Annotated in this window: 28 protein-coding genes; 18 read left to right on the top strand and 10 right to left on the bottom strand. The window is 59.9% G+C overall.

Going from position 1 to position 26,334, the window contains the following annotated elements:
* Positions 1 to 3: 3 nt before the first annotated feature.
* The 5 genes from ASE69_RS04575 to ASE69_RS21030 all read right to left on the bottom strand — a co-directional run bounded on the left by ASE69_RS04575 (position 4) and on the right by ASE69_RS21030 (position 4,740).
* Entirely contained in the window at positions 4 to 2,538 is a 2,535-nt protein-coding gene (locus ASE69_RS04575) for a VirB4 family type IV secretion/conjugal transfer ATPase (protein WP_056483668.1), read from the bottom strand.
* Positions 2,535 to 2,867, bottom strand: coding sequence for a conjugal transfer protein TrbD (locus ASE69_RS04580; protein WP_056483671.1), 333 nt, complete (start codon positions 2,865 to 2,867; stop codon positions 2,535 to 2,537). Before ASE69_RS04580 ends, ASE69_RS04575 begins: the two co-directional genes overlap by 4 nt.
* Position 2,868: 1 nt before the next feature.
* On the bottom strand, positions 2,869 to 3,258 hold the full coding sequence (locus ASE69_RS04585; protein ID WP_235518113.1) for a TrbC/VirB2 family protein: 390 nt from the start codon (positions 3,256 to 3,258) through the stop codon (positions 2,869 to 2,871).
* A gap of 12 nt (positions 3,259 to 3,270) precedes the next feature.
* Positions 3,271 to 4,230, bottom strand: coding sequence for a P-type conjugative transfer ATPase TrbB (gene trbB, locus ASE69_RS04590; protein WP_082452869.1), 960 nt, complete (start codon positions 4,228 to 4,230; stop codon positions 3,271 to 3,273).
* Between the two features lie 129 nt (positions 4,231 to 4,359).
* Positions 4,360 to 4,740, bottom strand: a complete 381-nt coding sequence (locus ASE69_RS21030; protein ID WP_082452870.1) for a helix-turn-helix domain-containing protein — start codon at positions 4,738 to 4,740, stop codon at positions 4,360 to 4,362.
* A gap of 608 nt (positions 4,741 to 5,348) precedes the next feature.
* On the opposite strand from ASE69_RS21030, the gene ASE69_RS04600 reads away from it, so the two are divergent.
* From ASE69_RS04600 to ASE69_RS04640, 10 genes are all read left to right on the top strand, one after another.
* A complete protein-coding gene (locus tag ASE69_RS04600; protein ID WP_056483677.1) occupies positions 5,349 to 5,597 on the top strand; it encodes a hypothetical protein in 249 nt (82 codons plus the stop codon).
* A gap of 400 nt (positions 5,598 to 5,997) precedes the next feature.
* Positions 5,998 to 6,555 (top strand): helix-turn-helix domain-containing protein, encoded by a 558-nt coding sequence (locus tag ASE69_RS04605; protein WP_235518114.1) that lies wholly within the window; start codon positions 5,998 to 6,000, stop codon positions 6,553 to 6,555.
* 399 nt (positions 6,556 to 6,954) lie between these two features.
* Entirely contained in the window at positions 6,955 to 7,368 is a 414-nt protein-coding gene (locus ASE69_RS04610) for an antirestriction protein (protein ID WP_056483682.1), read from the top strand.
* 234 nt (positions 7,369 to 7,602) lie between these two features.
* The gene (locus tag ASE69_RS23340) at positions 7,603 to 7,821 is read left to right on the top strand and encodes a DUF6884 domain-containing protein (protein WP_414882948.1); all 219 of its coding nucleotides are present in this window, start codon (positions 7,603 to 7,605) and stop codon (positions 7,819 to 7,821) included.
* Positions 7,822 to 8,575: 754 nt separating this feature from the next.
* On the top strand, positions 8,576 to 8,926 hold the full coding sequence (kleE, locus tag ASE69_RS22365) for a KleE stable inheritance protein (protein WP_056483685.1): 351 nt from the start codon (positions 8,576 to 8,578) through the stop codon (positions 8,924 to 8,926).
* Positions 8,913 to 9,218 carry a TrfB-related DNA-binding protein gene (locus tag ASE69_RS04620; RefSeq protein ID WP_056483687.1) on the top strand — a complete coding sequence of 102 codons (306 nt, stop codon included), beginning with the start codon at positions 8,913 to 8,915 and terminating at the stop codon, positions 9,216 to 9,218. Before kleE ends, ASE69_RS04620 begins: the two co-directional genes overlap by 14 nt.
* Entirely contained in the window at positions 9,215 to 9,964 is a 750-nt protein-coding gene (locus ASE69_RS04625; RefSeq protein ID WP_056483690.1) for a ParA family protein, read from the top strand. Before ASE69_RS04620 ends, ASE69_RS04625 begins: the two co-directional genes overlap by 4 nt.
* 32 nt (positions 9,965 to 9,996) lie before the next feature.
* Entirely contained in the window at positions 9,997 to 11,004 is a 1,008-nt protein-coding gene (locus ASE69_RS04630) for a ParB/RepB/Spo0J family partition protein (RefSeq protein WP_414882949.1), read from the top strand.
* Positions 11,005 to 11,008: 4 nt separating this feature from the next.
* Positions 11,009 to 11,506, top strand: coding sequence for a hypothetical protein (locus ASE69_RS04635; protein WP_056483696.1), 498 nt, complete (start codon positions 11,009 to 11,011; stop codon positions 11,504 to 11,506).
* Between the two features lie 103 nt (positions 11,507 to 11,609).
* A complete protein-coding gene (locus ASE69_RS04640; protein ID WP_056483699.1) occupies positions 11,610 to 12,236 on the top strand; it encodes an IncP plasmid survival protein KfrC family protein in 627 nt (208 codons plus the stop codon).
* A gap of 8 nt (positions 12,237 to 12,244) precedes the next feature.
* Here ASE69_RS04640 and ASE69_RS04645 read toward each other — a convergent pair whose 3' ends face one another.
* From ASE69_RS04645 to ASE69_RS21795, 3 genes are read right to left on the bottom strand one after another with little or no spacing between them, the layout of a single operon-like run.
* Positions 12,245 to 12,685 (bottom strand): conjugal transfer protein TraM, encoded by a 441-nt coding sequence (locus ASE69_RS04645; protein ID WP_056483701.1) that lies wholly within the window; start codon positions 12,683 to 12,685, stop codon positions 12,245 to 12,247.
* The gene (locus ASE69_RS04650; RefSeq protein ID WP_056483704.1) at positions 12,685 to 13,410 is read right to left on the bottom strand and encodes an AAA family ATPase; all 726 of its coding nucleotides are present in this window, start codon (positions 13,408 to 13,410) and stop codon (positions 12,685 to 12,687) included. The genes ASE69_RS04645 and ASE69_RS04650 overlap by 1 nt, the downstream gene beginning before the upstream one ends.
* Positions 13,407 to 13,799 (bottom strand): TraK family protein, encoded by a 393-nt coding sequence (locus ASE69_RS21795; RefSeq protein WP_156362139.1) that lies wholly within the window; start codon positions 13,797 to 13,799, stop codon positions 13,407 to 13,409. Before ASE69_RS21795 ends, ASE69_RS04650 begins: the two co-directional genes overlap by 4 nt.
* A gap of 329 nt (positions 13,800 to 14,128) precedes the next feature.
* Here ASE69_RS21795 and traJ point away from each other — a divergent pair, with 329 nt between their 5' ends.
* The 8 genes from traJ to ASE69_RS04695 are packed head-to-tail and all read left to right on the top strand — an operon-like array spanning position 14,129 to position 25,513.
* On the top strand, positions 14,129 to 14,506 hold the full coding sequence (gene traJ / locus ASE69_RS04655; protein ID WP_056483707.1) for a conjugal transfer transcriptional regulator TraJ: 378 nt from the start codon (positions 14,129 to 14,131) through the stop codon (positions 14,504 to 14,506).
* 31 nt (positions 14,507 to 14,537) lie between these two features.
* Positions 14,538 to 16,844, top strand: coding sequence for a TraI/MobA(P) family conjugative relaxase (gene traI / locus ASE69_RS04660; protein ID WP_056483710.1), 2,307 nt, complete (start codon positions 14,538 to 14,540; stop codon positions 16,842 to 16,844).
* On the top strand, positions 16,841 to 18,775 hold the full coding sequence (locus tag ASE69_RS04665; protein WP_056483713.1) for a type IV secretory system conjugative DNA transfer family protein: 1,935 nt from the start codon (positions 16,841 to 16,843) through the stop codon (positions 18,773 to 18,775). Before traI ends, ASE69_RS04665 begins: the two co-directional genes overlap by 4 nt.
* Positions 18,772 to 19,305, top strand: a complete 534-nt coding sequence (traF, locus tag ASE69_RS04670; protein ID WP_056483716.1) for a conjugative transfer signal peptidase TraF — start codon at positions 18,772 to 18,774, stop codon at positions 19,303 to 19,305. Before ASE69_RS04665 ends, traF begins: the two co-directional genes overlap by 4 nt.
* A 9-nt stretch (positions 19,306 to 19,314) precedes the next feature.
* Positions 19,315 to 21,495, top strand: coding sequence for a DNA topoisomerase 3 (locus tag ASE69_RS04675; protein ID WP_056483719.1), 2,181 nt, complete (start codon positions 19,315 to 19,317; stop codon positions 21,493 to 21,495).
* Positions 21,492 to 21,740 carry a hypothetical protein gene (locus ASE69_RS04680; RefSeq protein WP_056483722.1) on the top strand — a complete coding sequence of 83 codons (249 nt, stop codon included), beginning with the start codon at positions 21,492 to 21,494 and terminating at the stop codon, positions 21,738 to 21,740. Before ASE69_RS04675 ends, ASE69_RS04680 begins: the two co-directional genes overlap by 4 nt.
* Positions 21,741 to 21,755: 15 nt before the next feature.
* Positions 21,756 to 25,037: a zincin-like metallopeptidase domain-containing protein gene (locus ASE69_RS21050; RefSeq protein WP_082452873.1), complete on the top strand. Its 3,282-nt coding sequence runs from the start codon at positions 21,756 to 21,758 to the stop codon at positions 25,035 to 25,037.
* Positions 25,034 to 25,513, top strand: coding sequence for a thermonuclease family protein (locus ASE69_RS04695; protein ID WP_056483725.1), 480 nt, complete (start codon positions 25,034 to 25,036; stop codon positions 25,511 to 25,513). Before ASE69_RS21050 ends, ASE69_RS04695 begins: the two co-directional genes overlap by 4 nt.
* 28 nt (positions 25,514 to 25,541) lie before the next feature.
* Here the strand turns inward: ASE69_RS04695 and ASE69_RS04700 are convergent, their stop codons facing one another.
* Both ASE69_RS04700 and ASE69_RS21800 read right to left on the bottom strand, forming a co-directional pair.
* The gene (locus tag ASE69_RS04700; protein ID WP_056483728.1) at positions 25,542 to 26,174 is read right to left on the bottom strand and encodes an SOS response-associated peptidase family protein; all 633 of its coding nucleotides are present in this window, start codon (positions 26,172 to 26,174) and stop codon (positions 25,542 to 25,544) included.
* A 10-nt stretch (positions 26,175 to 26,184) separates the two neighbouring features.
* Positions 26,185 to 26,322, bottom strand: a complete 138-nt coding sequence (locus tag ASE69_RS21800; RefSeq protein WP_156362140.1) for a hypothetical protein — start codon at positions 26,320 to 26,322, stop codon at positions 26,185 to 26,187.
* Positions 26,323 to 26,334 lie beyond the last annotated feature (12 nt).

A 26,334-nucleotide genomic window follows, 5' to 3' on the forward strand; every position in this document is an offset into this window, starting at 1 on the left:
AGCTCACGCGGCTTCTCCAATCTGAGGGGTAACGCCACGCAGGGACAGCCATTCATCGACCCAGCGCGGGCCTAGACGAGCTTCCAGCCCCTTAATGGTGGCGATGGAATCCTTGTCGGTTGCACCGACGAAGGCAAGAGCAATGGGGCCGAGCGCCAATTCAAACAGGCGACGACCATTTTCCGAGACGTAGTAATATTGGCGTTTCGGAATCGCGGTCGCGAGAATGTCGATTTGGCGGGGGTTGAGGCCCATGCGGCGATAGAGGACCGACGTGTCTTCATCGCGCGCATAGACGTTCGGCAGAAAGATTTTCGTGGCAGTCGATTCCACGATCACATCGAGAATGCCGGAGTTTGCAGCGTCCGAAAGGCTTTGCGTCGCCATTAGGACAAGGCAGTTCGATTTACGTAGAACCTTGAGCCATTCGCGGATCTTGGCGCGGAATGCGGGATGCCCCAGCATGATCCACGCTTCATCAAGAATGATCGCGGCCGGTTGTCCCCGCAAGGAGCGTTCAATGCGGCGGAATAGATAGAGAAGCACCGGGAGAGCGTATTTCTCACCCAGGTTCATAAGCTCCTCGATCTCGAACACGGTAAAGTCCGAAAGCGAAAGCCCGTCCTGTTCGGCGTCGAGCAAATGGCCCATCGCTCCGTCAACCGTATATTGGCGGATGGCGTCGCGGATCGCTTCGTCCTGAATGATGATCGAAAACTCGGACAGCGTGCGACCGCCGCTTTCGTACATGTTGACGATCGCGTTACCGATTTCGTTACGCTGTGCCGGGGTTGTGATGACGCCGTTGAGCGCAAGGATGGTATCGATCCAATCCATCGCCCATGCCCGATCGCCCTTAGTTTCAAGGAACGCCAGCGGGCAAAACGCCAAGGTTTCGTCGTCACCGGCAACGGTGAAATGCTTTCCCCCTGTCGCCTTGGCGAGCGGATAGAGCGACATGCCCTTATCGAACGCGAAGATAGACATTCCGGGGTAGCGACGCAGCTGCGCCGCGATCAGACCGAGAGCCGTGGATTTACCCGCGCCGGTCGGGCCGAACATGAAGCTATGTCCCACGTCACGAACATGGAGGTTTAGACGGAACGGCGTTGAACCATTCGTGACACCCTGCATCAGCGGGGGGGAAAGCGGTGGATACATCGGGCACGGCGCGTAATCGAGCCCGGTCCAAATCGTGCTAGTCGGCATAAGATCGGCGAGGTTCATCGTATTGATGATCGGCCGTCGCACGTTTTCGACACCATGCCCCGGAAGGCTACCGAAGAACGCTTCCAGATTGTTGATCGTCTCGATACGTGCGCCGAAGCCAATCTGAATGATCGCCTTTTCCAACTGGCGTGCAGCCAATTCGACCTTCTCGCGATCTTCATCCATGAGCACGACCAGCGAGGTATAATAGCCTTGCGCGACTAGGCCGCTGTTGACCTCTGCCATGGCATTGTCAGCGTCCTCGACCATCGAGAGCGCGTCCTGATCGATTTTCCCACTGTTCGTCTGGAACACCTGATCGAAGAATCCACGGACCTTCTGGCGCCATTTTTTGCGGAATTTCTCGAGGTGCTTAACCGCCTCGTGCGTGTCCATGAAGATGAACCGCGTGGACCAACGATATTCGGTAGGAAGCTCGGAAAGTGCCGACAGAACGCCCGGCGTGCTTTCCATCGGAAACCCATCGATCGATACCGTCTGGACGAATTTGCGGCCGATGCGAGGTACGACGCCAGCCCACATTTCCTGTCCGCCAATGACGGAATCAAGGTACATCGGATTGGACGGCAGAACGACGGGTTGGTTGATACCCGTAGCGCAGAATTGCAGCCAGCGAAGCAGATCGCATTGAGTGACGGTCGAACCGTCCTCGTTCATCACCTTATGGCCCCGCAGTCGCGTGAGCTTCAAAGCCGCGCCAAGTCGGCTTTCAAAGCTAACCACATCACGCTTGAACTTCTCGACTAGATCAGTTGTCCGAGCCTTTTGGCTCGGAGCCGCGCGATCATCATCAAACATCAATTCTACGAACTTCTGTTCCGCCAGCATTGGCGGGAAGTAGGTAGCGGTAATGACGAAATAGCCCTCGTACATCGTCCCCAGCCCCTCAAAAAGCTGGCGGCGCTCCTCATCGATCATGGCCGTGATCGGATCGGGGAAATGCGAAAGGCCAGGTTCCGAATAGTTCGGTGCCGGCCGCCGGGGTGCGTCAACGTGGATCATCCAGCCATTGCCAAGCCCAGCGAGGGCCTGATTAATGCGGAACGACACCATTTCACGCTGCTGATCGGTGCTACTGGCGTTGTCGTCGCCGGCGTAAAGCCACGCAGACATAAACGAGCCATTTTTGCCGACGATCACCCCATCATCGACCATAGCCGCATAGTTCAAAAGGTCAGCGAACCCGGCGTCCTTGGAGCGGAATTGATCGAGCTTGGCTCTTTTAGAGTTTTTCAAAACCAACAAAAACAAGATGCCGATGAGCAGCGCACCCAAGACAGCGATAGATATCGCGAATGTCTCGATCATTTCTTCTTCCCCGGTTCGTTATACCGCTTCCGCTGACTTCTCGAATTAAGTCGGAACGGCGTTGAGCGGGCCGCGTAGTACGCGCGGTAGCCACGGTGACGCATGTAAACGCCACGGAGCAGCGGGTCGGACTTAGCCATTAGGCGAGCAGCCCAAAGGCCCCCAAACCAGATGATGAGGCCGGCGATCCACGCTTTAGGTTCGTTGATCGCCGGCCCAATCAGGCCGGCCGCCGCCACCCCTGCCATCATGACAAGCTCCCGGTCCCCACCCATGAACAGGTTAGGGCGGACACCGGAGCGACGGATGGGGACAGACCGGAGGGGCATATTAGGCCAGCCCCACCGCGTTAGCCCCGCCGGCAGGGATCATAGCGGCGATCGTTGCACCACCGCCGGAGATCGAGGACAGGACAGCATTCGCACCAACAAGGAGCGACGCGACCAGCACGAGCAAGAGCAGGGCGCGTGCAAAGCCGTTCAGATCGCCGCCCATCACGAGCGCGCCACCAGCAACGACGATGCCGACAACGGCGAACGCGTATGCAATCGGGCCAGTTGCCGACTGGCGGATCTTCGTCAGGTAGCTTTCGTATGGCAGGCCACCGCCGCTTTCAGACGCCCAAGCGGCGTGAGGCCACATGAACAGGACAACCACTGCCATCGCTAGCAGAGCCCACATGAGCCGCTTCTTGGTGTCGTCAGTCAGGTATAGTTGCACGTCAGTTCTCCCTCATAGTGAACGAAGTCGGTATTTACCGTCCACAAAGCCCCCGACTTCCAGGATGCTTTCGATCCGACGCCCTTCCGGGGTGCGGGCGATGTGGACGATCAGATGCACAGCATCCCCAATCAGCGGCTCAATCGGCCGGGGGGAGTCTGGATGCATACTAATGAGGAGCGAGAGCCGGCTTAGGCCAGCCTCAGCATTGTTAGCGTGCAGCGTTGCCGCGCCGCCTTCGTGGCCGGTGTTCCATGCCATGAGTAGATCGAGGGCTTCCGGCCCACGGACTTCGCCGACGAGAATGCGATCAGGGCGCATACGCAGCGTCGTCTTCAACAGGGCTGTCATAGAGACTTGCGGCGAGGTGTGAAACTGGACGTAGTTTTCTGCCGCGCACTGAATTTCGCCTGTGTCTTCGATGATGACCAAGCGTTCAGTCGGATCAAGGTCGACCATTCCATTGATGATCGCGTTGACGAGCGTGGTTTTACCTGAGCCCGTGCCGCCAATCACAAGGATATTGCGATGGCGTTTTATAGCGTCAGTGATGAGCGCGCATTGCTCGCCTGTCATAATCCCCGCTGCAACATATTGATCCAGCGTGAAGATCGCGACCGCTCGCTTACGGATGGCAAAGGTCGGAGCCGGTACGACCGGGGGCATCTGTCCCGCAAAGCGCGAGCCGTCGATCGGGAACTCCCCCTCCAACGTAGGTTGCAACCGCGTGGCTTCCTTGCCGTGATACCCGGCTACAGCCTTGACGATCGTTTCGGCATGGTTGGGGGTGACGTTGCCGATGCACGTCATCTTTTCACCAAGGCGCTCCAACCAGAGCTTCCCATCGGCGTTCAGAATCAATTCAACTGTCTTCGGATCGGCAAGCGCACTCAGCATCATCGGACCCATGGCCCGCCTTAGCGTTTCCCGTGCCCGTTCTTTGACGGTTGCGGTCTCGACTTCGCCGGCCATCGTAATCCCCTGTCGCGCAGAATTATTGCGTCAAGCAAAGGATATACCGGGTGTATGGGCCGGGGCAACCGACAAACGACTCGGTTTGAGAATTGTTCTCAGGCGATGCCGGAGTGCAACAATTACCTGTTATTCTTTGATTTTCAACCGATCATGTGCGGTCTTATGCCACTTAGCTATTTGAAATGCTTGATGATCCGACACGATCGCCGAGACGCGACGGAAGCCGGATGGCAAGCCGAGTTTGGCATCGTCTTTCAGTAAAGCGTCAGATAGGCTCGCGTCCCACCCGTCTGTCCCTACTGGGGGCACAGTAAGTAACGTGACCAGCGGAACCTCCAAAGCATCAGCAATGGCAGCCATCGTGTCTAGCGACGGGTTCCCCTTGGCGTTCGTAACGTCGGATATGTACGATATAGACACATTGGCTTTTGCGGCCAAATCGGCCTTTCTCATGCCACGCATGGCAAGGTGGCGCATGATGTTGATGCAGAGAATCTTCTTATGCATCACCGCAATGACCCTCCCTCTCGATACCCAAAATTTTAGCGGCTAAAATTTCTGCTAGCGTTCCTCGACTCTGCTTCGCGATTAATCCGAACGTACGGCGTATCATGGGCGTCTAACATATCCAATTAAAGAGGCTATCTCGCACACCGATTAGAGGGGGCTCCGGGGTGAGCGATATAGGAGGTTTGCACTAAGGCTACCTACAAGATGAATATGCCGTGGACCAAGTGCCCCCTTCCCCATTTTAAACCGCTGTATCGCATTTAGGCGGGTCGCGTGGATCGCTCCGTTTCAACCAGATGACCGACCCAACATTTGAAAGGCGGCAATGTTTGAAAGTCGTTGGGGCGGGTGCGACCTGGGATCGGAGCGATCAGTCGCATTTGTACGCCCGAACACGAAGCGTTCGTCGTCATTCAATCTTTTACGGCGACTGAAGTACCAGCGGACTTGCGACGCGTAACTTGATCGCGGATGGCCGAAACCGAACTTTTCTAAGCTCGGCTGTACCGGTAATAATTTGGCGGTTGCCAATACTTGCGGCGACTTATCGGCGCAATTCAATATTGAATTGCCAAGGGACGGGGTGCGGTCTAGAACGTCGAATCATGGCGAAGACTCCCCTTCCTAAACCTGTCGCATCGAGCACGCTTTCCATGCGGAAGCTGCATCAGCGTCAAAACTTGGAAGGGTATAAGCGCCAGACCATCGCCCTGTCTCCGCGTGCCGTTGAGGTCGTGGACGGGGTGAAATCGAAGCACGGTTTGTCCTCGCGAGAGGCCGCGCTGAATGCGATCCTCGAACGGATCGGCGACGATATGTTTCTACGACAGGAGTTTCTGGCCGTGAGCACATAAACGAATGCCCGGCACGAGGCCGGGCACCCTGAAATTGTTATGTGGCAGCGTCGCCAAACGCTGACAGGTCAGTTCAACAACCTCCACATAGCCGTTTCTGAGCTTTGGTTCAAGGGAGCGCGCTTCGCGCCACGCATAAGTTTTGCCTGCTGAACGGCCCTTTCGCATCAGAAGGGGACGAATAATGCTGACACTGACTTACGAGCGAGCATCAACGATTGGAGAGGTCGCCGCCCAGCTACTCGGCCGGGCGCGAGGAGATTCGCGCCACAGGGGCGGGCTCCACATTACTAAGCGTCCCGTCCGCGGGGGGAGCAAGGAGGCCGGCAGCGTATTGGAGGAGGCGTTCTACGGAAGGTTGACCAAGGCTAGTCGGCGCGCGATCGAGCGGGGCGGCAACATGATGTTCGAGATCGGCAGACGGGCGCTAAGGGATGCACGCAAAACCGGCCGGGTTCTCACGGCGTTCGAGCGCAAGTGCATCAGGATCACCGGCAGCACGCTTCGCGTACTCGCAACCATGCTCTACATGGACAAGCTGTTTAAGGGGCGCGTGTACCCATCGTATGAAATGATAGCAGATTGGGCTGTCGTGTCGCGTCCGACCGTTCACAGGGCGCTTCGATCTCTTGAGGCGGCTGGTTTGTTGGCGCGCTTGCGCCGTTATATTCAGATCGAGGATGGGACGGTTGGTGCTAGATCCGAGCAAACCTCAAACGCTTATCGGATGGAACTTCCGGCGATGGTCCGCGACCTGATTGAGAGACGTTTCCGGCCTGCCCCGATGCCCGATGACGAAGCCCAGCGGCAGCGCGACCGCCTCACCGATCACGCCACGATGCTTGGCGGCTTGTCGAAGGCAGATTACATCAGGGCAACGACGACAGATGCGGGATTGGCGAAGACGCTTATCAGCCTGTTGGAAGGCATCGAGAAGCGAGATCGGTTGTCTTCGTGACCATGAGTATCAAAAGGATATTGAAACTCCCCGGAAGTCTTTTGTCTTAGTGTAATGTGGAATTGCCCTAGTCGGGCAACGCGTTTCGCTAGACGATTTAACGCCATAGGAGGGTCTGAACTTGGCTTTCCTACTCAGCCGGCATTGCTTGCGGTTCTGGGGTCGACTCCTCTTGTCGGTCGACTGAAGCATAGTCGTGAATGCCTATGTTGCTGCCGAGTCACAATTTTAGCCGCTAAAATTAAACCACTCAAAATCGATCTATTTACGGTTGTAGGGAGGCAAAAAAGTAACGATTTCGCCCCCAAAGGCTTTACAACGCTTGACAAAACCCGCCCAACATCCGATATATCCGTTGTGGCCGGGCGCTTATGCCATGGTCCGAACCGGAGTTTTCCGATGAAGCTGCCTCCGAAGATCGCTGCTACCGAAGTTCCCGAGGATAAGCGCCTGTCCGTACTCCCCGATTTTTTCGGGTTCACCCAAATGCTCCGCGCCGAGGCTTTAACCTATGGCTGGATGAGCAAACTATCGATCGATTATATCGGCGGTTACTGGCACTTTTATAAGCTGGATAACGGCGGTTTTTATATGGCCCCGTCCGAAGATAAGACATGGCGGATCGCAGTTGACGGGAACGGCTATGAGGGCACCGTTAGCGGTGACGCTGCCGGGATCATCGCTACCCTCTTTATGCTGGGTCAGTTTTGCGGCGAGCTTCAAACCGAAGCTATGGCCGAGGCTTATCATTCGCTTTTGGACTTCGCGACGGAGCACGCCGAGCAGGCCGCCATCCTGAACGCCATTGACTGATAGACTGGGGCCGGGGTTCATCCCCGGCCTCGCCGGATGAGGAGGCCCTTATGGCCCGCCGCGCTGTCCGCGATCCGCGACACATTCACGCCCCTAAGATCATCGGCCACCAGCCCGATTTATTCAACGGGCCGACATCACCCATGAAGTTCCGCGCCGGCTGATCGGGCGCGATGCGTTCCGGCAGATTCAGAATTGGGCGCGAGCTTTAAGAAGGCGCGAGCCTACGCCATGATGAAAGGTGGCCTATGGTTTATTCTATCAGCGTGTCACGGGTTGGTCCCACCTTCGCGATCGATCGAGCCTTATAATATCACCTTAGCCGATATGGACGCTGCCGAGCGCCGAGCATGGGCCGAGCGTGTCAGCGCCCAACTTGACGAGCAGATCGGCCCGAGAACCCTATTCGTGTTCCTAGCCGGGCGACTGTATCAAGATCCTTTGACGCCTTGAGCCGGAGCGCGGGCTACGGTGCCAATGGAGGGCATGGGGATAGGGCAGCAAAAGGTATGGTTTGCACGTCTGATAAGTAAGGCGCGGCAGCGTAAAGCGAACGCCGCTCAGCTAGACCTATTTCATGACTGGCTAACAGCAAACGCCCAGAGGGGGGAAGCAATGCAAACGACCCGACGCGTTGAGCCCCGGTTGCGTCGGGTGCGTTTGCTGGCGGCGCGATATCATCCCTTTTGGGCTATACCCGGCGAGCGATACTTGCCGGCCACTATGATGCCGGGACAAAGGTGGGCGATGATATCACTAGTGGCACCGCGCAACGATGGGCGGCGTTGCACGGTTACAGCGAGGATCAAACGCATGAGGAAAAACCGTGACCCAGCCTAGCGTGCGGCCCGAGTGCCTACGCCCGGCAGACGATGGATGGGAGGCTCCTACCCCGGCCGAGGTGCGCGCAATTATTGCCGAGGCCGGCCTTACTGGCAGCGGCGTAGCTAAGTTTTTGGGGATCAGCAGCAAGGGCTCCCGCGTCATTCGCAGATGGGCAGGCGGGGACGATCAGATCCCTTACTCAGCGTGGGCGCTTCTATGCGACAAGGCTGGCTATCCCCGGATTTGGGAACGCCAAACAGAGTGAGATTTTAGCGGCTAAAATTGCTAAGGCGAACTTGACAGGACTTGACAAAGGGGTGGATGGTATCCGATATATCAGTTGTGGCCGGGCATATCGCCAAGGTCCAAACCGGAGTTTCCGATGACGAACGTGATTCCCTTCCCCGCACGCAAGATCATCCGGCTTGCCGTCCCTCCCCCGCTGGCGAAGCCGCCCAACGTCGAGGAAAATCGTTTGGGTAAGATCATCGGCGTCGTTTGGGTCATCACGACCCTTCTCTGGACCGTTGCCCGGTTCGTGATCCCGGTAGTGGTATTCTGGCAGTTTCTTCGCATGATCTGGCTTTGGGATACCCCCGGCGCGCACGCTGGATGGACGTTCCTCGCGTACTTCGCCGGCTATTCCGCCCTCTACTATTTCGTGGCGTTCTATAGGCCCGTTTGGGAGCGTGACAGCGAGGCCAACAATGGAGGCAGCAATGTCCGCAAGTAAGCGTCTCACCCCTGAGCAGTTTGCCCGCGCGATTGAGGGAATGACGATCAGCGAACGCCCGATTGCCATGGCTCGGGCCGTCCTCGTGGATGGCATGAGTCAGTCCGATTGCGCTCGCGCCATGAGTGTTTCGCGGAATGCCGTATCACTTGCCGTCAACCGCGTGCGCGACGCCTTCGAGGCTGTTCCTGTAGGGTTCGAGCGCGTTACCGCCATCCTTCCAATCCATCAGGCGTCAGTTGTAAAAGGCTGGAACGAGCGCGCCCCGTTCAAGCGGGAGGTTGCACGATGAAAACCTTAGTTATTGCAAACCAAAAGGGCGGCGTCGGGAAGACTTCCACTCTTGTCCATCTGGCGTTCCACTTCGCCGATCGCGGTCTAAAGGTCGCTGTCATCGACTTGGACACGCAGGGCAATGCGAGCTTCACACTGGGAGCTTTCAAGTCTGATATGGTCGCCAGCAGCTTGTTCAAAAGCGTCGCACTGTTTGACCTGGCACCCATCGACAACATGGCAGTTATCACGGCGGACCAGCAGCTTGCCGACCTTGAGAAGCTGAAATTACAGGAGGCAGCGCCGGCTTTCCGCGCCAGCATCAGCAGTATCGCGGCGAATGGTTATGATGTGTGCCTGATCGACACAGCCCCTTCCCTTGGCATCGCCATGGCGTCTGCATTGCTGGCGGCCGATTACGTAGCGTCGCCGATTGAGCTTGAGGTTTACGCCTTGCAAGGCGTGAAGAAGATGAACGCCACGATCGCAGGGCTCAAGCAGGCGAACCCCAAGCTGCAATTTCTCGGGATGATCCCGAGCAAGGTTGATGGACGCAACCCGCGTCACACCCGGCACCTCGCCGAGCTTACCGCCGCCTATCCCACGCTGATTATGCCGACGCCGATCGGCAACCGCAGCAGTATCGCGGATGCCCTCGCTACCCATGTTCCCGTTTGGGAAATCCGTAAAACTTCCGCCCGCATGGCGGCCAAGGAAATGCTCGCCATGACGCAGCATATCCATGACAAGATGGAGATCGCATGATGGCCGACCCGACCGATGAGACGAAGCCGGCCGTGAAGCCTACTAAACCCGCCCGCAGGAAGCCCGCGGATGCCGCACAGGGCTCCGGCCTTGGCATCGAGGGCTTGGGCGACCTGTCGGGCCTCCTCAGCGATCCTACGCCGTCAGACAGCGGCACGCCGGTATCATCTGGTAAGGCGTCCGAGGTCGCGATGGAATTGATCGAGGAAGATCCTCATCAGCCCCGGACCTATTTCGATCAGGCATCCCTTGAGGAGTTGGCGGCCACGATCGCCATCCGTGGCGTGAAGACCCCTATTTCGATCCGGCCGAACCCGGATGCCGGAGGGCGGTTTGTCATCAACCACGGCGCGCGCCGGTTCCGCGCTTCCGGCATCGCCGGCAAGACCACGATCCCAGCGTTCGTAGACGGCGACTATACCGAAGCAGATCAGGTCATCGAGAACCTACAGCGCGACGCGCTGACGGCTCGCGAAATTGCGGAATACATCGGCCGCGAGTTGGCGAAAAAGGTGAAGAAGGGCGACATTGCCAAGGCGATCGGAAAGTCCAACGCCTACGTCACCCAGCACGCCGCTTTGCTCGACTTGCCCGACCCGATTGCGGAGATTTTTCAGTCCGAGCGGTGCCGCGACGTGACGCTGATTAACGAGCTTGTCGGGCTCTACAAGAAGCACCCCGAGGGCGTGACGGATTGGCTTGTCGACGAGGAGCAGGAGATCACGCGCGGGACCGTCAAGTTGCTAAAGGAATATCTGACCTCCGGCGGTGACGACAACGAACGCGATGACGGCGGGGAAGGGCAGGGCGGTTCCGAACCCGAGCCCGCGCCGACAAAGGAAAAAGAGGAGAAGGAGCCCGACCCAGACAAGCTGAAAAAGGCAATCGTGACGGTTCAGCATGACGGACGCCCCGGCCGCCTTCTGCTCAACCGCCGCCCCTCGCATGAAGGCGCGTCGTGGATGAAATACGACGACGACGGCAGCGAGTTCGAGGCCGAACTTAGCGATGTTCGCCTAATTTCCGTGATTGAGGGCTAAAGGCATGACGACGTATTATCTCCGAACCACCACGGCCGAAGCCTCCCGGATCATCGCGGAGCGGGTGATCCCCGCTAACATGACGATCGAACAGAGCGGCCGGCTTTGGGGGGCCAGTGCCGGCCCGTTTTTCACACTGGTCCCGCCCAAAGAGCAGACATGGACTTTTGACCTGTTCAACAAGATCGACCCGGCAGATGCGGTCGTGCTGGCTTTCACCTCTAATCGATCAGCATTTCCAAAGGCGATCGATCGTGACGAGTTCGTCAGATTGGCAAATAGGGCAAAGACTGACACCAGCGCCATCGCTCACTTGAAAGGCAGCATGGTCCACATAACTATCTCGCCAACAGGTGAGGAGGTTGCGACGACGGTAGAACCCGCTCCAAACGCCCTTAGCCTATCGGCTGTTAAGAGTAAGGGCGGCCTTAGTCGTCGGGACTTAGATGCAGCCTCCCAGCTTATCGCAGGCGGAAATAATTACATTGGCATCGTACACTGATAGAACCTTAAGAGGCCCCGCAGTCAGCGGGGCCTTTCCTCTATGTAAACATCAGATATATTCGGAGCCGGAATTTTAGCCGCTAAAATTCGAGGAGGCTTCCATGGCCGGGCTGATCGATAGCAACAAGCAACCGCTGTCTAACGGGACGGGCGACCCAATCGCCGACGCGGACGGGCTGCTAGGGCTCGCACGCGGTATCGAGGCGCAGGAGGCTGGGGAGATAGCCGCGCCGGCCGCGATCGAGGAGGAGTATGCGGGCGCACTCGTGCAGGCGATCGAGGAGAAACAGGATCAAGCGAGCCAGATCGAGGATCGGCTTGAGAACATGATCGAGGCTCAGAGCGCCCGACTTCAACACGCACAGGCGCACCCGCCGGGGATGCTGGCGACGGCATCCACGCGGGCAAAATGGCAAGCTCAGGTGGCGCAGCAGCAGGCCACTATTCAACTGCTCCAAAGCCGCCTTGAGACGGTTCGCGAGATCAGAGACGGGATCACGGTTCACGGATCGAAGATAGAGGCACTGGCGGCCGAGAAGGTGGCGCATCGTGACCCAAAACTGGCGGATGACTTCGCCGAGCTACAGGAGGCCCGCCGGCTTCACGAAATCCACATGCGGCAGCAGCAGGGGAAGAAGCAGGAGGAGCGGCAGGGCCTAACTCAAGAGGCCGCCCCATCCGCCGGGCTCAGCTTGTCGCGTGGTCTTTCCCACACCCGCGCGCCATAGGGCGACCCTCAGAATTTGAGGATCGCCACCAAGGCTATGATGATCGCCGCGCCGATCGAGAGGCCGGAGGCGATGAGGTTGCGATTGGCGATGGCCCGGCCGTCCGTGAGAGGTTTGCCGAGCCCCTTGCTCACTTCCGCCGCAACGTCGTCCACGAGCTTCTTAGCGTACTCAGCCATCCGTTGACGCATGGCCGCTTCGGAGGCTTCCAGCGCTGCGTTGAGGATTGATTCCGCCTTGGCGTTTATCTCAATCCCCCAGCGGTTCGACATTTCCTCCAATTCAGATTTGAAGGCTTGGAGTTGCGCCTGTTGCGCGTCCGCACTTTCCCCCAGCAACATCGTGTTGATGGTTTGGAGGATGAGGAGCGGATCGTCAGGCGACAGGGCGACACCGTGTTTTGTCGCTATCTCAGCGATCAGAGCACGGATTTTATCGTGCTCAGCCATTAGATGATCGCCGCTTTCGTGAGTTCGCCGAACACCGCATCACGCACGCGGCCGAGGCGATGGCGCTGCATTAGGGGCAGCGTTTCGGATGCTATGGCTTCCTCTAGGGTTTTGCGTTCGGCGAGCATTTCCTGAATGTCAGCGCCGAAAGTCTCCCGCTTGAGATCGGGCAGCTTCACGATCGCCGCAACGCGATCCTTCACTTCCCGGTATGCCTTCATCTGCTCAAACGTCTTGCCTTCCGTCTCAATCGGCCCGTGATACGGGTTCAGCCATACGACGATCACGGCCGGCGCGGGGAAGGCTTCCGCGATTGCCGCAAAACCGGAGAGAGTATCAACCAGATGTTGACCGCCCACGATGATCGTATGGAGGATCAGTTGATGGCCGTGGTCGGCAATCACTTCCGGGGCCGCATTGTCGAACATGTAAGACGACAGAGGGTTGTAGGTGCTCGCCCCGCTATCGACCACGACGGTATCCTTAGACCCGACAATAAGCTCCATCATGGCGTCGAAATTACGGGAGTTGATATCGCCGTTTTCCAGCAGCGCGAGCTTTCGGACGTTTAGCGCCTTGAAGCCGGAGAACGTGGCGTTGGTAGGGTCCGTATCGATGCACAGAGGGGTTTCCCCGCGCGACTTGAGAAACTGTGCGAGCATAGTGGCGGCAAGCGACTTGCCGACCCCGCCTTTGCCTTGAAGGACGATGTGGACATTGCTCATACGTAATCTTCCTTCTTTGGATCGTCGGGTTTGTGGAATCGCGTGGGTTTCGGCCGGGGCGTAGGCGGCGGATTGGTAGGTGCTGGCGGGGCAGCGGGAGGGGTTGCCGGAAGTGGCGAGGGAGGACGGTCGATCGCCGCCGGGGAGGGTTTGACGGGAGAGGGCAAAGGCACAGCATCGCCCTTTTTCATCAGCCGGCTAACGTCCCGATTGAAGGATGAAAGGCCGTAAGTGATCCGACCCTCAGCCGTGAGGAACGCCCATATGTTGCGGACAGACAGGTTGTTCGACAGCATGGTCAGAACGTCGTCACGCACTTTCAGAAACTCGGCGCGGTTCACGACAGGCTTGGATTGATGCGATGCCGCCCAATCCTGAAAGCTGTCCATGACCGGCTTATCTTGGCGTTCAACCACTCGCACAAACCTCGCACAAATCCCGCACAAAGCTAGGTCAGAACAGCCTAAGACCTGCCCTAAACCGCACTTTCAACCCAGTTCCACCATTGAGCAAGGGATATATACGTTGCGTGCTGGTATTGCAGCAGGAATGAGTTAGAAGTGCAGCAGAATTGTAGGAGACAAAACCAGGGCAGGATAGGTGAAGTGACCCCACCGGCAAGCCGGCGAGATCACATCACATTCTCTTATTCGCAGCGGGGCTGTTCAACGGGAATCCTGCTCTGGCGAGGCCCGCCGCTACCGCGCCGAGAGGTAAGATGGACGACGACGACACGCCAACGAGGAAGGGAAGCCCAGCCATTAAGGTGCGGGTGCTCCCCGAGGAAAAGGCCATGATCGAGGCGCTGGCGGCGAGCGTCGGCGAGAGCGCGTCAAGCTATCTACGGCTTGTTGGGCTAGGGCATCAGCCGCGCAGTATGATCGACCGTGAACAGGCACGGGAGCTTGTCCGTATCAACGGCGATCTAGGCCGGATGGGCGGTCTGTTGAAACTGTGGCTGACCGACGACGAGAAGCTGGACGAGTTCAAGCCGGCGCGGATGACGCGGATCATCCGGGGCGTGTTGGAGAAGATCGAGGCCAATCAGGAGGAGCTACGCGCGATCGTTAAAACGGTGCTCAGGGCGCGCGAATGATTTTAGCGGCTAAAATTTTCGGGGGCCTCGCGTGATCGCGAAGCACGTCCCGATGAAGGTTACGCGCAGGAGCGATTTTGGCGGATTGGTCCGCTACATCACTAGCGCGCAGGGCCGTGACGAGCGCGTTGCAGCCGTCACCGTTACAAATTGCGGCTCAGATGACCCGTTCGATGCGGCCGACGATGTTATGTTGGTGCAGCAGGCAAACACCCGATCGAACGCCGACAAGACCTATCACCTGATCGTCTCATTCCGACCGGGGGAAACCCCTTCCCCGGAAGTCGTGCGCGAGATCGAGCAGCGGATTTGCGCCGGGCTTGGATATGGCGATCACCAGCGGATCAGCGCTGCTCACCATGACACCGACAATCTCCACCTTCATATCGCGATCAACAAAGTTCACCCCGAACGGCATACCGTTCATTCGCCGTTGCGTGATTACCGCACGCTTGCAGAGCTATGCGACAAGCTCGAAACCGAGTTCGGTCTTGAGCGCGACAACCACACGGCACGGAAGCGGGGAGGGGAAGGCCGCGCCGCTGACATGGAGCAGATCGCCGGGCTGGAAAGCCTGATCGGTTGGGTGCGGCGGACATGCGCCGACGAGATAAAGGCGGCCGATAGCTGGCAGGCGTTGCACGCGACCATGGCAGCGAACGGGCTTTTAATGCAGGCGCGAGGCAATGGCTATGTGGTCACGGCCGAGAACGGGCCGTCGATCAAAGCCAGTTCGATCGCTCGCGACCTGTCCAAAAAGGCGCTTGAGGACCGGCTAGGGCCATTCGTGGCGGCCGATGGCACTCTAGCCCAGCCTGTCGCCAAACGGGCGTATGAGCCCCGCCCTATGGCGTCGCGCGTGAACACCGCCGAGTTGTTCGCGCGCTATCAGGAGCAGCAAAAGAACCGCAGCGCGGCGCGGTCGGCAGAGCTTGCCGCAGCCGCCACCAAACGCGCGGCCGGCATGGAGGCGGTAAAGCGGGCCGCGCGATTTCGCCGCGCCGCGATCCGGCTTGCGGGCGGCACCGGCATGATGCGGCGCATGTCGTACACCTTCACGTCGCGAGCCAGCCAGCAGGCCATAGACAAGATCATCGAGGCGTACCGGCGCGAGCGCGAGCGGATCAACGTCCGCAACACCCGGAAAGGCTGGCACGATTGGTTGCAGGCCGAGGCAAAGGCCGGGAACGTCGAGGCGCTGGCGGCGATGCGGGCGCGCGAGGGGCAGAAGCACAAGCCCGGCAATGCCGTGAGGGCGAGCCCGGCCGCCTCACACGCAATCAGCGACGCAGAGCGCGCCGATCATGTCACCAAACGAGGCACGATCATCTATCGCACTCCCGGCGCAGCCGTTCGCGATGACGGCAATAGCTTGCACGTCTCGCGAGGTGCCGAGGTTGAAGGCATCGCCGCGGCCTTGCGGATCGCACAGTCGCTTTACGGCAAGGACCTGACGATCGCCGGCAGCGCTGAATTTAAGGAGCGTGTCGCGCAGGCCGCAGCCCGCGCCGCGCTCCCCATAACTTTTGACGATCCCGCCCTTGAGCGCCGCAGACAGGCGCTTGCCAGCATAACCCAGCAGGAGGCCGCCCGTGGCAGAGAAGACATTGGACGAGGAGATCGCGGAGGCGATGGCACTCGTGGACGGGAGCGCAATGCCGCAGCCCCCGGAGACACCGCCAGCACCACCAGAGCAGCAACAGGCCCAGCCGGAACCCGAGGAGCCGCAGACGGCTCAGGACAGCCAGGTATCGCCCGAAGCGATACCCGGAGTGCCGACATTGGTGGAAGAAGCGGACCCGCACGTCTTCGCAGGCCCGGAGGAACCCGAGGGGTTGCAGGCGGGAAGCCGAACATTGGCCGGGTTGGACGAAGGCCGCCGCCCGAGGCCAGAGATCGCGTGCGGAGTTTGTCCGAACTCAGTGTGGTTCGCTACGACGAGCGATCTTCGCTGCTATTGCCGCGTGATGTTCGTCCAAACATGGACGGCGCAGAAGCCCGGCGAGATCGTCTCTTGCGATGGGATGTATCTGGGTCAGGAGTGACGCCAGAGAGGATCGCAGCAGCCGAGAAATACATTGCGGAGCGCGAGACAAAGCGCGTTGCGGGAATGGATATACCGAAACATCGGCCTTTCGAGGCAGGCGACGTTCCGCTATCTTACGCGGGAACGCGAGAGGTGGAGGGCCAGAAAATGGCGCTTCTCAAACGTGGCGACGAAATCATGGTGCTGCCGATCGATGCCACCAGCGCGGCCCGTGCCGCCAGATTGGCGATCGGCGACAAGATCGAGATCGCAGCCAATGGAACCGTGAAGGGCAGAGGACGCAGCCGATGACGAAGACCACACGGAACAACGCAGTCGGTCCACAGGTCCGCTCGCGCGGGCGCAAGACAGGTGGTTCGCAGGGAAGGGGGCTTATCGCCTTTATCGTTCTGGCGTTCCTGATTGGGGGCCTATCCGCCGCCACGCAGATTTTCGCGCATACGCTGGCGTATTCCGCGCAGTTGGGTTCGCCGATCTTCGGTCATTTCTATGCGCCGTGGCGGATCGTGTCGTGGTTGATGGATTGGCAGAACGTCCCGGCGCTCAAGCAGGCGTTCGGCAAGTCGATGGGGATTGGCATGGGGATGGGAGTCGCCGGCCTCGTGTTTGGAGTGATTGCCAAGGCCACCTTCTCTAAGCGTGGCAAAGGCAACGAGTTCCTACACGGCTCCGCACGATGGGCCGATAAGAAGGACATTGAAGCCGCCAGCCTGATCGACAACGATGGCGTTTATGTCGGAGCCTATGAGGAGAAGAACGGGAAGGTTTCCTATCTCCGTCATGCTGGCCCCGAGCACGTTCTAACCTACGCCCCAACCCGTTCGGGTAAGGGCGTCGGACTGGTCATCCCCACGTTGCTATCGTGGAAGTACAGCACCGTTGTTGCGGACTTGAAGGGCGAGCTTTGGGCGCTGACCGCAGGCTGGCGGAAGAAGCACGCCGGCCAAGTCGTCATGCGGTTCGAGCCGGCATCGTCGCGCGGAAGCGTGCGTTGGAACCCGCTGGACGAAATTCGCGTCGGGACAGACAACGAGGTTGCCGACGTTCAGAATCTCGCGACGCTGATAGTCGATCCCGATGGCAAAGGGCTGGAAAGCCATTGGCAGAAGACTTCGCAGGCGTTGTTCGTCGGCGTCATCCTGCACGCGATTTACCGCGCCAAGAATGGCGGCCCACCCGCCACCATGAGCGAGGTTGACGGGCTGCTGACCGATCCGGCGCGGCCGATCAAAGGTCTATGGGAAGAAATGATGGCGTTCGGCCATTTGCCGGGCGGGAAGAACCACACCGTTATCGGCCGCGCCGCGCGCGACATGATGGACCGCCCCGACGAGGAGGCCGGGTCCGTCCTGTCTACCGCCAAGAGCTACATCGAGCTTTACCGCGATCCCGTCGTGGCGGCGAATACGTCCACGTCCGATTTTTCAATCCGCGACCTGATGAACCATGACACTCCGGTAAGCCTCTACATCATCACTCAGCCTACCGATAAGAACCGGCTCCGGCCGCTAGTCCGCATCATGTTGAACATGATGGTTCGCATCCTTGCACCCAAGCAGGAGTTCGAGGGCGGACGCGTTAAGGCCAATTACAAGCACCGGATGCTATTCATGATCGACGAGTTTCCCAGCTTAGGGAAATTGGAGATCATTCAGGAGAGCTTGGCTTTCGCCGCCGGCTACGGCCTGAAATTCTATCTGATTTGTCAGGACATCAACCAGCTACGCAGCCGGGAAACCGGCTATGGTCACGACGAGCTAGTTACGTCCAACTGCCATGTGCAGAACGCCTATCCGCCCAACCGGCTTGAGACGGCCGAGCATCTATCGAAGATGACGGGGCAAACGACCATCCTGAAAGAGCAGATCACCACCAGCAAGAACAAGGGCGGCGGTTGGCTTTCAGGATCGGAATCGCGAACGGTTCAGGAAACCCAGCGTCCGCTACTCACCCCCGACGAGTGCCTACGGATGCCGGGACCGAAGAAGAACGCCAACGGCGATATCGAGGAGGCCGGCGACATGCTTCTTTATATGGCGGGTTATCCGATGATCTACGGCAAGCAACCGCTGTATTTCAAAGACCCTACGTTCCAAGCCCGCGCTCAGGTGCCGGCCCCCGATAAGAGCGACAAAATCCGTGTCGCCAGAGCGGCGAGCGATCCACGCCCCGGCAACGATGACGGAGACGAGGGACTTCCCCCTGTTCGCGTGAAGTTGTGAAGCGGCCGAGCTTCAAGACGGTTGGACGGTACACAGCCTTTGCCGTGTTCGGACTGTCCATCGCGACCGTCGCCGCAGCCGCAGCCGGCGTGCGCGTCAACGTGACCCGCAGCATCCCGCTAGGCTTCTACAGGACCAGCGCCGAGCCGATTCACAAAGGCGCTTACGTGATGTTTTGCCCGCCCCAGCGAGAGGTTTTCCGGCTCGCGTTGAAGCGGCACTACATCGATCCCGGCTCTTGCCCCGGCGGGAGCTACCCGATGATGAAGCGAATTTTAGCGGCTAAAAATGATCGAGTGCAGATCGGCCCGCAGGGCGTCGTCATCAACGGCGTCCCCATCCCGAACAGCAAGCCGCGCCCGCTGGACGGTGCAGGCCGCCCGCTTCCGGTATTTGCGGGCGCAGGCACCGTGAAGGCTGGTGACGTGATTGTGATGGGCGAGAACAAGGTATCGTTCGACAGCCGGTATTTCGGCCCGATCTCGCGCCAGCAAATCAGCACCGTCATTCAACCAATCGTGATTTGGTAGGAGCGCCCGATGGCCGGAGAAATCGTCGTCATCGCGGAAAAGCCCGACCTCGCGAAAGCCATCGCCGAGGGGCTTGGAGGCGGAAGCCGGCAAGACGGCTACATCGATTGCGGCAAGCATTACGTGACATGGGTATTCGGTCACATGCTTGAGCTTGAGGCCCCGGAAACACCGTGGAGCATGGCCGAGCTACCGATCAGCTTCATCCCGTGGAGCAAGAAGCCGTCACCCGACAAGATGAAGCAGCTTCGCATCATCCGCGACCTGTTGAAGCCCGCCAAGGGTATCATCCATGCCGGCGATCCCGATGACGAAGGCCAGCTACTCGTTGACGAGGTGATAGAATGGGCCGGTTCCCGGCTCCCCGTGCAGCGCGTCCTAATAAACGACTACAATCTGAAATTGGTGCAGCGCGCGCTATCGACCATGCGGGACAATCGCGAGTTTGCCGGCATGTCCACAGCGGCCGAGGCGCGCGGCGTTGGCGATCTTCTCTATGGCGTCAACATGACCCGTGCGTACACGCTGGCAGCGCAGGCCAAGGGCTATCAGGGCGTGCTCAGCGTGGGGCGCGTCCAAACCCCGATCCTTGGCCTTGTGGTGCGTCGCGACCGCGAGTTCGAGGCGCACACCAAAGGCTATTACTACACCGTCACTGCCCAATTTCAGGTCGGAGAGACGGTCTTTCCGGGGCGCTATCAGATTGTCGATGACGATCCCGTCGATGACAAAGGCCGCCTGTCCGATCAGGCGCACGCCCGCGCGATTGCCGCAGCCGTCCATGGCAAGGCCGCCAAGGTCATCAGCATAGCGACGAACGCCAAGGAGGCATCGCCTCCGCTCCCCTACAATCTGTTGAAGCTCCAAACCGATGCGTCTCGCAAGTTCGACATGAAGCCGGATCAGGTCAAAGAGGTGACCCAGGCGCTTCGCGAGAAATACCGGCTGATTACCTACAACCGCAGCGACAGCGAATATCTCAGCGACGAGCAGCACGCGGACGCGGCCGGCGTACTGGCGGCGATCGGCGAGACGGCTCCCATGTTGGCGGCCCCGGTCAAACGTGCCGATCCGGCAATCAAAAGCCGGGCGTTCAACACCGCAAAGGTGTCCGCGCACCACGCGATCATTCCCACCGAGGCCACGGCCGACCTATCAAAGCTGACCGACGTCGAGCAGAAAATCTATCTGTTGATCGCCCGCGCCTATGTCGCTCAGTTCTGGCCGACGCATCAGTATGACCAGACCGATATTGTGATGGAGGTAGAAGGCCGGCGGTTCACGACCCGGAGCAACATCACCACCCGGCCGGGCTGGACGATCCTCTATAAGAATGACGCCGGCAACGAAGACCTTGCCGGTGACGAGGAAGCCGTTGCACTCGACCTTCGCGCGATAGTCGCCGGGCAGATCGGCACATGCACCAGCGCCAGCGCCGACCAGCAGGAAACCAAGCCGAGGCCGCTCTACACCATGGCGACTCTACTGACGGACCTTACCCGCGTTGCGAAATACGTCCGTGACGATCGGTTGCGAAAGCTCCTGATCGAGAAGGACAAGGACAAGGCGGGCGAACATGGCGGGATCGGTACGCCGGCCACGCGGGACGGCATCATTGCCACCTTGTTCGATCGCGGGTTCCTGATCGAGAAGGGCAAGAACATCGTCAGCACGCCGCAGGCTCGCGACTTCTACGACGCCCTCCCCGACCAAGCCAAATATCCCGACATGACGGCGATTTGGCACGAGCAGCAGCGCGCGATTGCCGATGGATCGAAGGATGCACAATCGTTCGTGCAGACGCTTGCCAATTACGTCGCGCGCGAGGTCGCGAACGTGAAGGAATACGGGCTGTCGATCAAAACCGACGCGCCGCCCTGCCCACTGTGCTCGAAACCCCTTCGCCGCGTGAAGGGAAAGAGCGGCCATTTTTGGTCCTGCACCGGCTATTCCGAGGGCTGTAAATTTACGGGCGAAGACAAAGCCGGCAAGCCCGTGCTGACTAAGAAAGAGCCGGCAACGGTATCGGCGATGCACAAGTGTATGGCGTGTGGATCGGGCCTTATCCGCCGACCAGCCGCCAAGAAGAAGAACGCCTATTGGTGGAGTTGCAGCGGATACCCCGAGTGCAAGCAGACCTATTTCGACGCCAACGGAAAGCCCGATTACAGCAAAGGAAAAGCAGCATGACCGACGATGCCCGGCCGATCGAGGACGTGAACGCGGATGCGATTATCCGTCAAAAGCTGATGGACGCTGAAATCCCCGGAGCCGTGATCGAGTTTGACCCGGAGGAGGCCGATCGCGCCGGGGCGTTCGTGGAGGATGCCTTGAGCGAGGAAGACGCCCGAGCGGCCGAAGACGGACTTGAGCCGGCCGCGCCGGCACCGGCCGCAACCCGGTCGCTTCTCACCCTTGCCCGCGTCAAAAACTAATCAGCGGAGGCTATCATGGCCGAGGACAAAAAGCCGTTTCATGAGCGCGTAGCCGAGAAGATCATTGACCAGCTAAAGGCCGGGACAGCGCCATGGCAACGGCCATGGAACCCGGCCGCCTTCGGTGACGAGGGCAGCGGTTCGATCATCCCCATGAACCCGACGACCGGAAAGCGGTATCGTGGCGTCAATGTCGTGAACCTCATGTCCGAGGGCCACGAAGACAATCGTTGGATGACCTATAAGCAGGCAAGCGCAGCCGGCGCACAGGTCCGCAAAGGCGAGAAAGGCTCGCTTGTCCAATACTGGAAATTCGATGACGAACAGACGCTAAAGGACGATCAGGGCAAGCCCGTCAAGGATGCCGAAGGCAACACCATGAAGGTCCGCGTGGAGCTTGAGCGCCCCCGCCCCTTCTATGCCGTGGTTTTCAACGCCGAGCAGATCGACGGCCTGCCCCCTCGCACACCGCCCCAGCCTCCCGAATGGAACCCGATCGAGCGCGCCGACGCGCTGCTAAAGGCCACCGGAGCGAAGATCACCGAGATACCGGGCAACAGGGCTTTCTATAGCCCGGCGACCGACAGCATCACCCTCCCCGAGCGGTCGCAGTTTCCGAGCGCGGCGCAATTCTACGGGACGGCGCTACATGAGGCCGGCCACTGGACGGGCTATCCGAACCGGCTTGATCGCGACCTCGCACACCCGTTCGGATCGGAAGGCTATGCGAAGGAGGAGCTTCGCGCCGAGATCGCGAGCATGATTGTAGGCGACGAGCTACAGATCGGCCACGATCCCGAACAGCATGTCGCTTATGTCGCGTCATGGATCAAAGCTCTCGAAGACGATCCCATGGAGATCGTCCGCGCCTGTTCCGACGCCGAGAAGATCAACACCTACATGCTCGCGTTCGAGCAGAAGCAGGTTCAGGAGCAGGGCCAGACCGCCGAGATAGGCGAGCCGCAGCCGACAGCGATCCTCACCCCCGAGAGCGCGAGCGAGGCCGGCAGGCTGGCGTTGCTGGCGCAGCCGGTTGCAATCGTGCTGGACGATGCCGACCGCGAGTTCAGCCACTATCACGGCTTCAACCATAGCTACGACCCGACGATGGGCGCTCCGCACGCGAACCTTGAGCGCGCCCTTGCCGCAGCTGGCATGGTGCAGATCGGCGACGTGGTTGGACGGGACACCACCGATTACCCGGCGATGTTCCAGACCGCGATTGAGCGATTGTCCCCCGTGTTTGGAATCGCCGCCGACGACGAGGTGTTCAGCAACGCCTATTACGAACGAAAAGGGCTGGCGCAGGCGTTCGCCGAGACGGGCGAAAAGCTGACTCGCGAGCCGACCTTTACCGTTCAGACGTGGGACGACGAGGAACGGCAGTTCATCAACGTCAGTTCTGGCGTGAGGGCCGACGCGGCGCTGGACCTGTTCGCCGACTTGAGCCGCGAATATCGCGCGCTGCAGGAGAAGCCCAACGCGGTTGCCGGCTTCGACTTCACCGGCGAGAGCCGGATCGTCAGCGACAATTTCGGGCATGTTGTCGCCGGAACCAGCAATCCGGTAGATCACCGGCAGGGTGAACCGACCATCCCGGCCGGGACGATCGATTGGGCTGATACGCAGATCGTCAGGCTGGCGAAGATCGAGGACGGATCAGACGACCGGGCCGACCGCTGGCAGCATCTGGCCGAGAATGACGCCCGATTGCACGACGCTGGACCCGCGCTCGTAGCAACGGCTCCCCCGGCGCAGATTGCCGACACGCCGACGCCGCTAAACGTCCCCTTCCGCGAGAAGAACGAGGCCAAGCAGCTAGGCGCGCGATGGGATAAGGACGGCAAGACTTGGTATGTCCCCGCCGGGATAGGCCAAGCACCGTTCGCCAAGTGGGCGAAGGAGGCCCAAGCGCCGGCCGTAGAAGGCCAGCCCCAGCAGCAGGCACCAGGGCAGGCCGATAGCGCCTCGCAATCCGCAGCGTCCCCCAGCGCCGAACAGGAAGGGCAGCAGATGACCGATCGCAGCAACACCCCCAAGCCGCCGGCAGAACGCAAATATCTGGCGGTTCCCTATGGAGAGCGGAACGTCGCCAAGGCGGCCGGCGCGAAATGGGATGCCACCGCTAAGTCGTGGTACGCACCCGAGGGCAGCGATCCGACGAAGCTCGCACGCTGGAACCCCGAGAACCGACCCAACAGACAGGACAAGGCGATCACTCCCCAACAGGAGTTTGCCGACGCGATGAAATCCATGGGTCTGACCGTGCCGAGCGGGCATCCGATCATGGACGGCCAGCGCCATCGCGTGCCGGCCGAGGGCGACAAAGGCAAGGAGACGACCGGATCGTACCGCGCTTATCTCGACGGCCACCCGGCCGGCCACATCGAAAACTTCCGCACGAACTTGGACATGAAATGGAAGTTTACCGGCGCGGCACTTTCGGAGGAGGAGAAAGCCCGGCTCAGCGCCGAAGCGGCCACCAAGCGCGACGCTCGCGAGCGGGAGCAGACCGCGACCTATGCGGAGTCCGCCCGGCGCGTGCAGATGCGCGCGGCCGGCTATAGGCAGATCACCGAGCCAACGCCGTACATGGCAGCCAAAGGGATCGGCCCGACGATCGGCGCGATGACAGATAGCAAGGACGGAACGATCCACCTCCCCGCGATCGACGCGCAGGGACAGCACTGGACGACGCAGTATATTCAGGAGGACGGCACCAAGCGGTTCGCGAAGGACAGCCACAAGGAGGGCTGTTTCCATGTCGTCAACGGCACGCTGGCAGACCTTGAGCAAGCGCCGAGGCTGATGATCGGCGAAGGCTATGCGACCATGACGACGATCGGCGACGTGGTAGGCCATGCAACCGTTGCCGGGTTCGATGCCGGCAATCTCCCCGCCGTGGCGAAGGCGCTTCACGAGCGGTTTCCCGACAAGCCCATATTCGTCATGGCGGACGACGATCTACGCGTTCAGCAGACCTACGGACACAATCCGGGACGGGACAAGGCAAACGAGGCTGCCGAAGCCGTAGGCGGTAAAGCGGTCCATCCAATTTTCGCACCCGGCGAGCAGGCGGCCGATCCTAAGCGGTTCACCGACTTTAACGACCTTGAGCAAAATAGCAGCCTTGGACGTGCCGGCGTCGAGCGCCAGGTCAACGCCGCCATGCAAACGGCACAGCAGGCATTACCAACGCCAAAGCTACGGGTGGACGAGGAAACCCAGCAGCAGCGGCGATCGGGGCCGGCGATCGGAAACGACCAGCCGGCCCAGCGGCGCAGCGTGCGCCTTTGACCCGCAGCGGAACGAGGGCGGCGATCGTTGCCCTCGCTATCACCAGCATTGCCACACCGGCCGACGCGCGACGGTGGAAGCCGCCTCGCCATCCTTTGCCGGCCGAAGAGACAACCGGCGTCCCCACGTCGATCTATGACGGGGACACGTTCCGGTTTGGCAAGATTCCCGTGCGGATATGGGGGATCGATGCGCCGGAGAAGGACACCCGGTTCGGTCCCACCGCGCGCGCCCAGCTCGTGCAGCTTGTCGCCGATCGGCGCGTCACTTGTCGCGACACCGGCCAGCGCAATCACAATCGGATCGTGGCGCAATGCTGGAACTGGCGGGGCGTGGAGATCGCGTCCGCCATGGTGCGAACCGGATGGGCGGTCGATTGGTCGACCTTTTCACGAGGCCGCTACCGGCCATCACAGCAAGCCGCCCAGCGCGCCAAGACTGGCATGTATCGATATGGCGTCCAACCATGGCGCTAGACGCCGGCTGAAGGATAGACAGCCGCGTCTAGCGTTCCTTGCGTCGCGTCGGGAACACCGGGCCGCGCACCGTCATGCGGTCAGCATCGAATGGGCGTTGCAGCTTCACCACGTCATCATAGGAACCGCGCAACCACGTATCCACGTCAGCCGGGTCGAGGATCGTGATCATGGCCTTCGGGTGGATCGGCGCCACCAGCGTGTTGGGATCGCACGTCACCATCGTGAACCCGTTCCCTTCCGCAGTGTGCTGCCAGAATCCGGCAACTGCGAACACGGGCTGATCGACCACGCTGAACCACATTTCACCTTTGAGCGGCGGTTTCCCGTCACCCAGGTCATGCTTGTCAGGCGTAAATTCACAGAATTCGGTTAACGGCACAAGGCACCGGTTTTCCGGCTTCTCCGCAAGCTTGCGCCACTGTGGAAGGGCCAGGTTACGGACGTTGGTCATTGGCCAAGGGGCCTTTCCGCCCAGCACGTCCCACGACATCACATCCCAGGCACGCTCGCCGTCCTGTTCCCGCACCACATAATTTCGGCTCTTGGGGCGAAGCTCGCGCGGGTCGAACCGGTTGTCGCGCGGTCGCTCGCTGAAGATCTTTGCGGCAGACTCCCAATGGGTTTCGGGTTCACCGAGCATGCGGGCGCGATTGCACATCGTCGCTGCCTTAATTGTCTATTGCTTGATCGCGGATCGCCGCTGCGATCCGCGTCAGCAGTTCGAGAATGCGTTCGTCGGTCTCGCTTTCGGAGAACGCCTCGACGATCTGTGCCGCCTGTTCGAAATTGCTATTTTGCTGGCTCATCGTTTCACGATG

It is taken from the genome of Sphingomonas sp. Leaf208, from assembly GCF_001421415.1.
Classification (GTDB): domain Bacteria; phylum Pseudomonadota; class Alphaproteobacteria; order Sphingomonadales; family Sphingomonadaceae; genus Sphingomonas.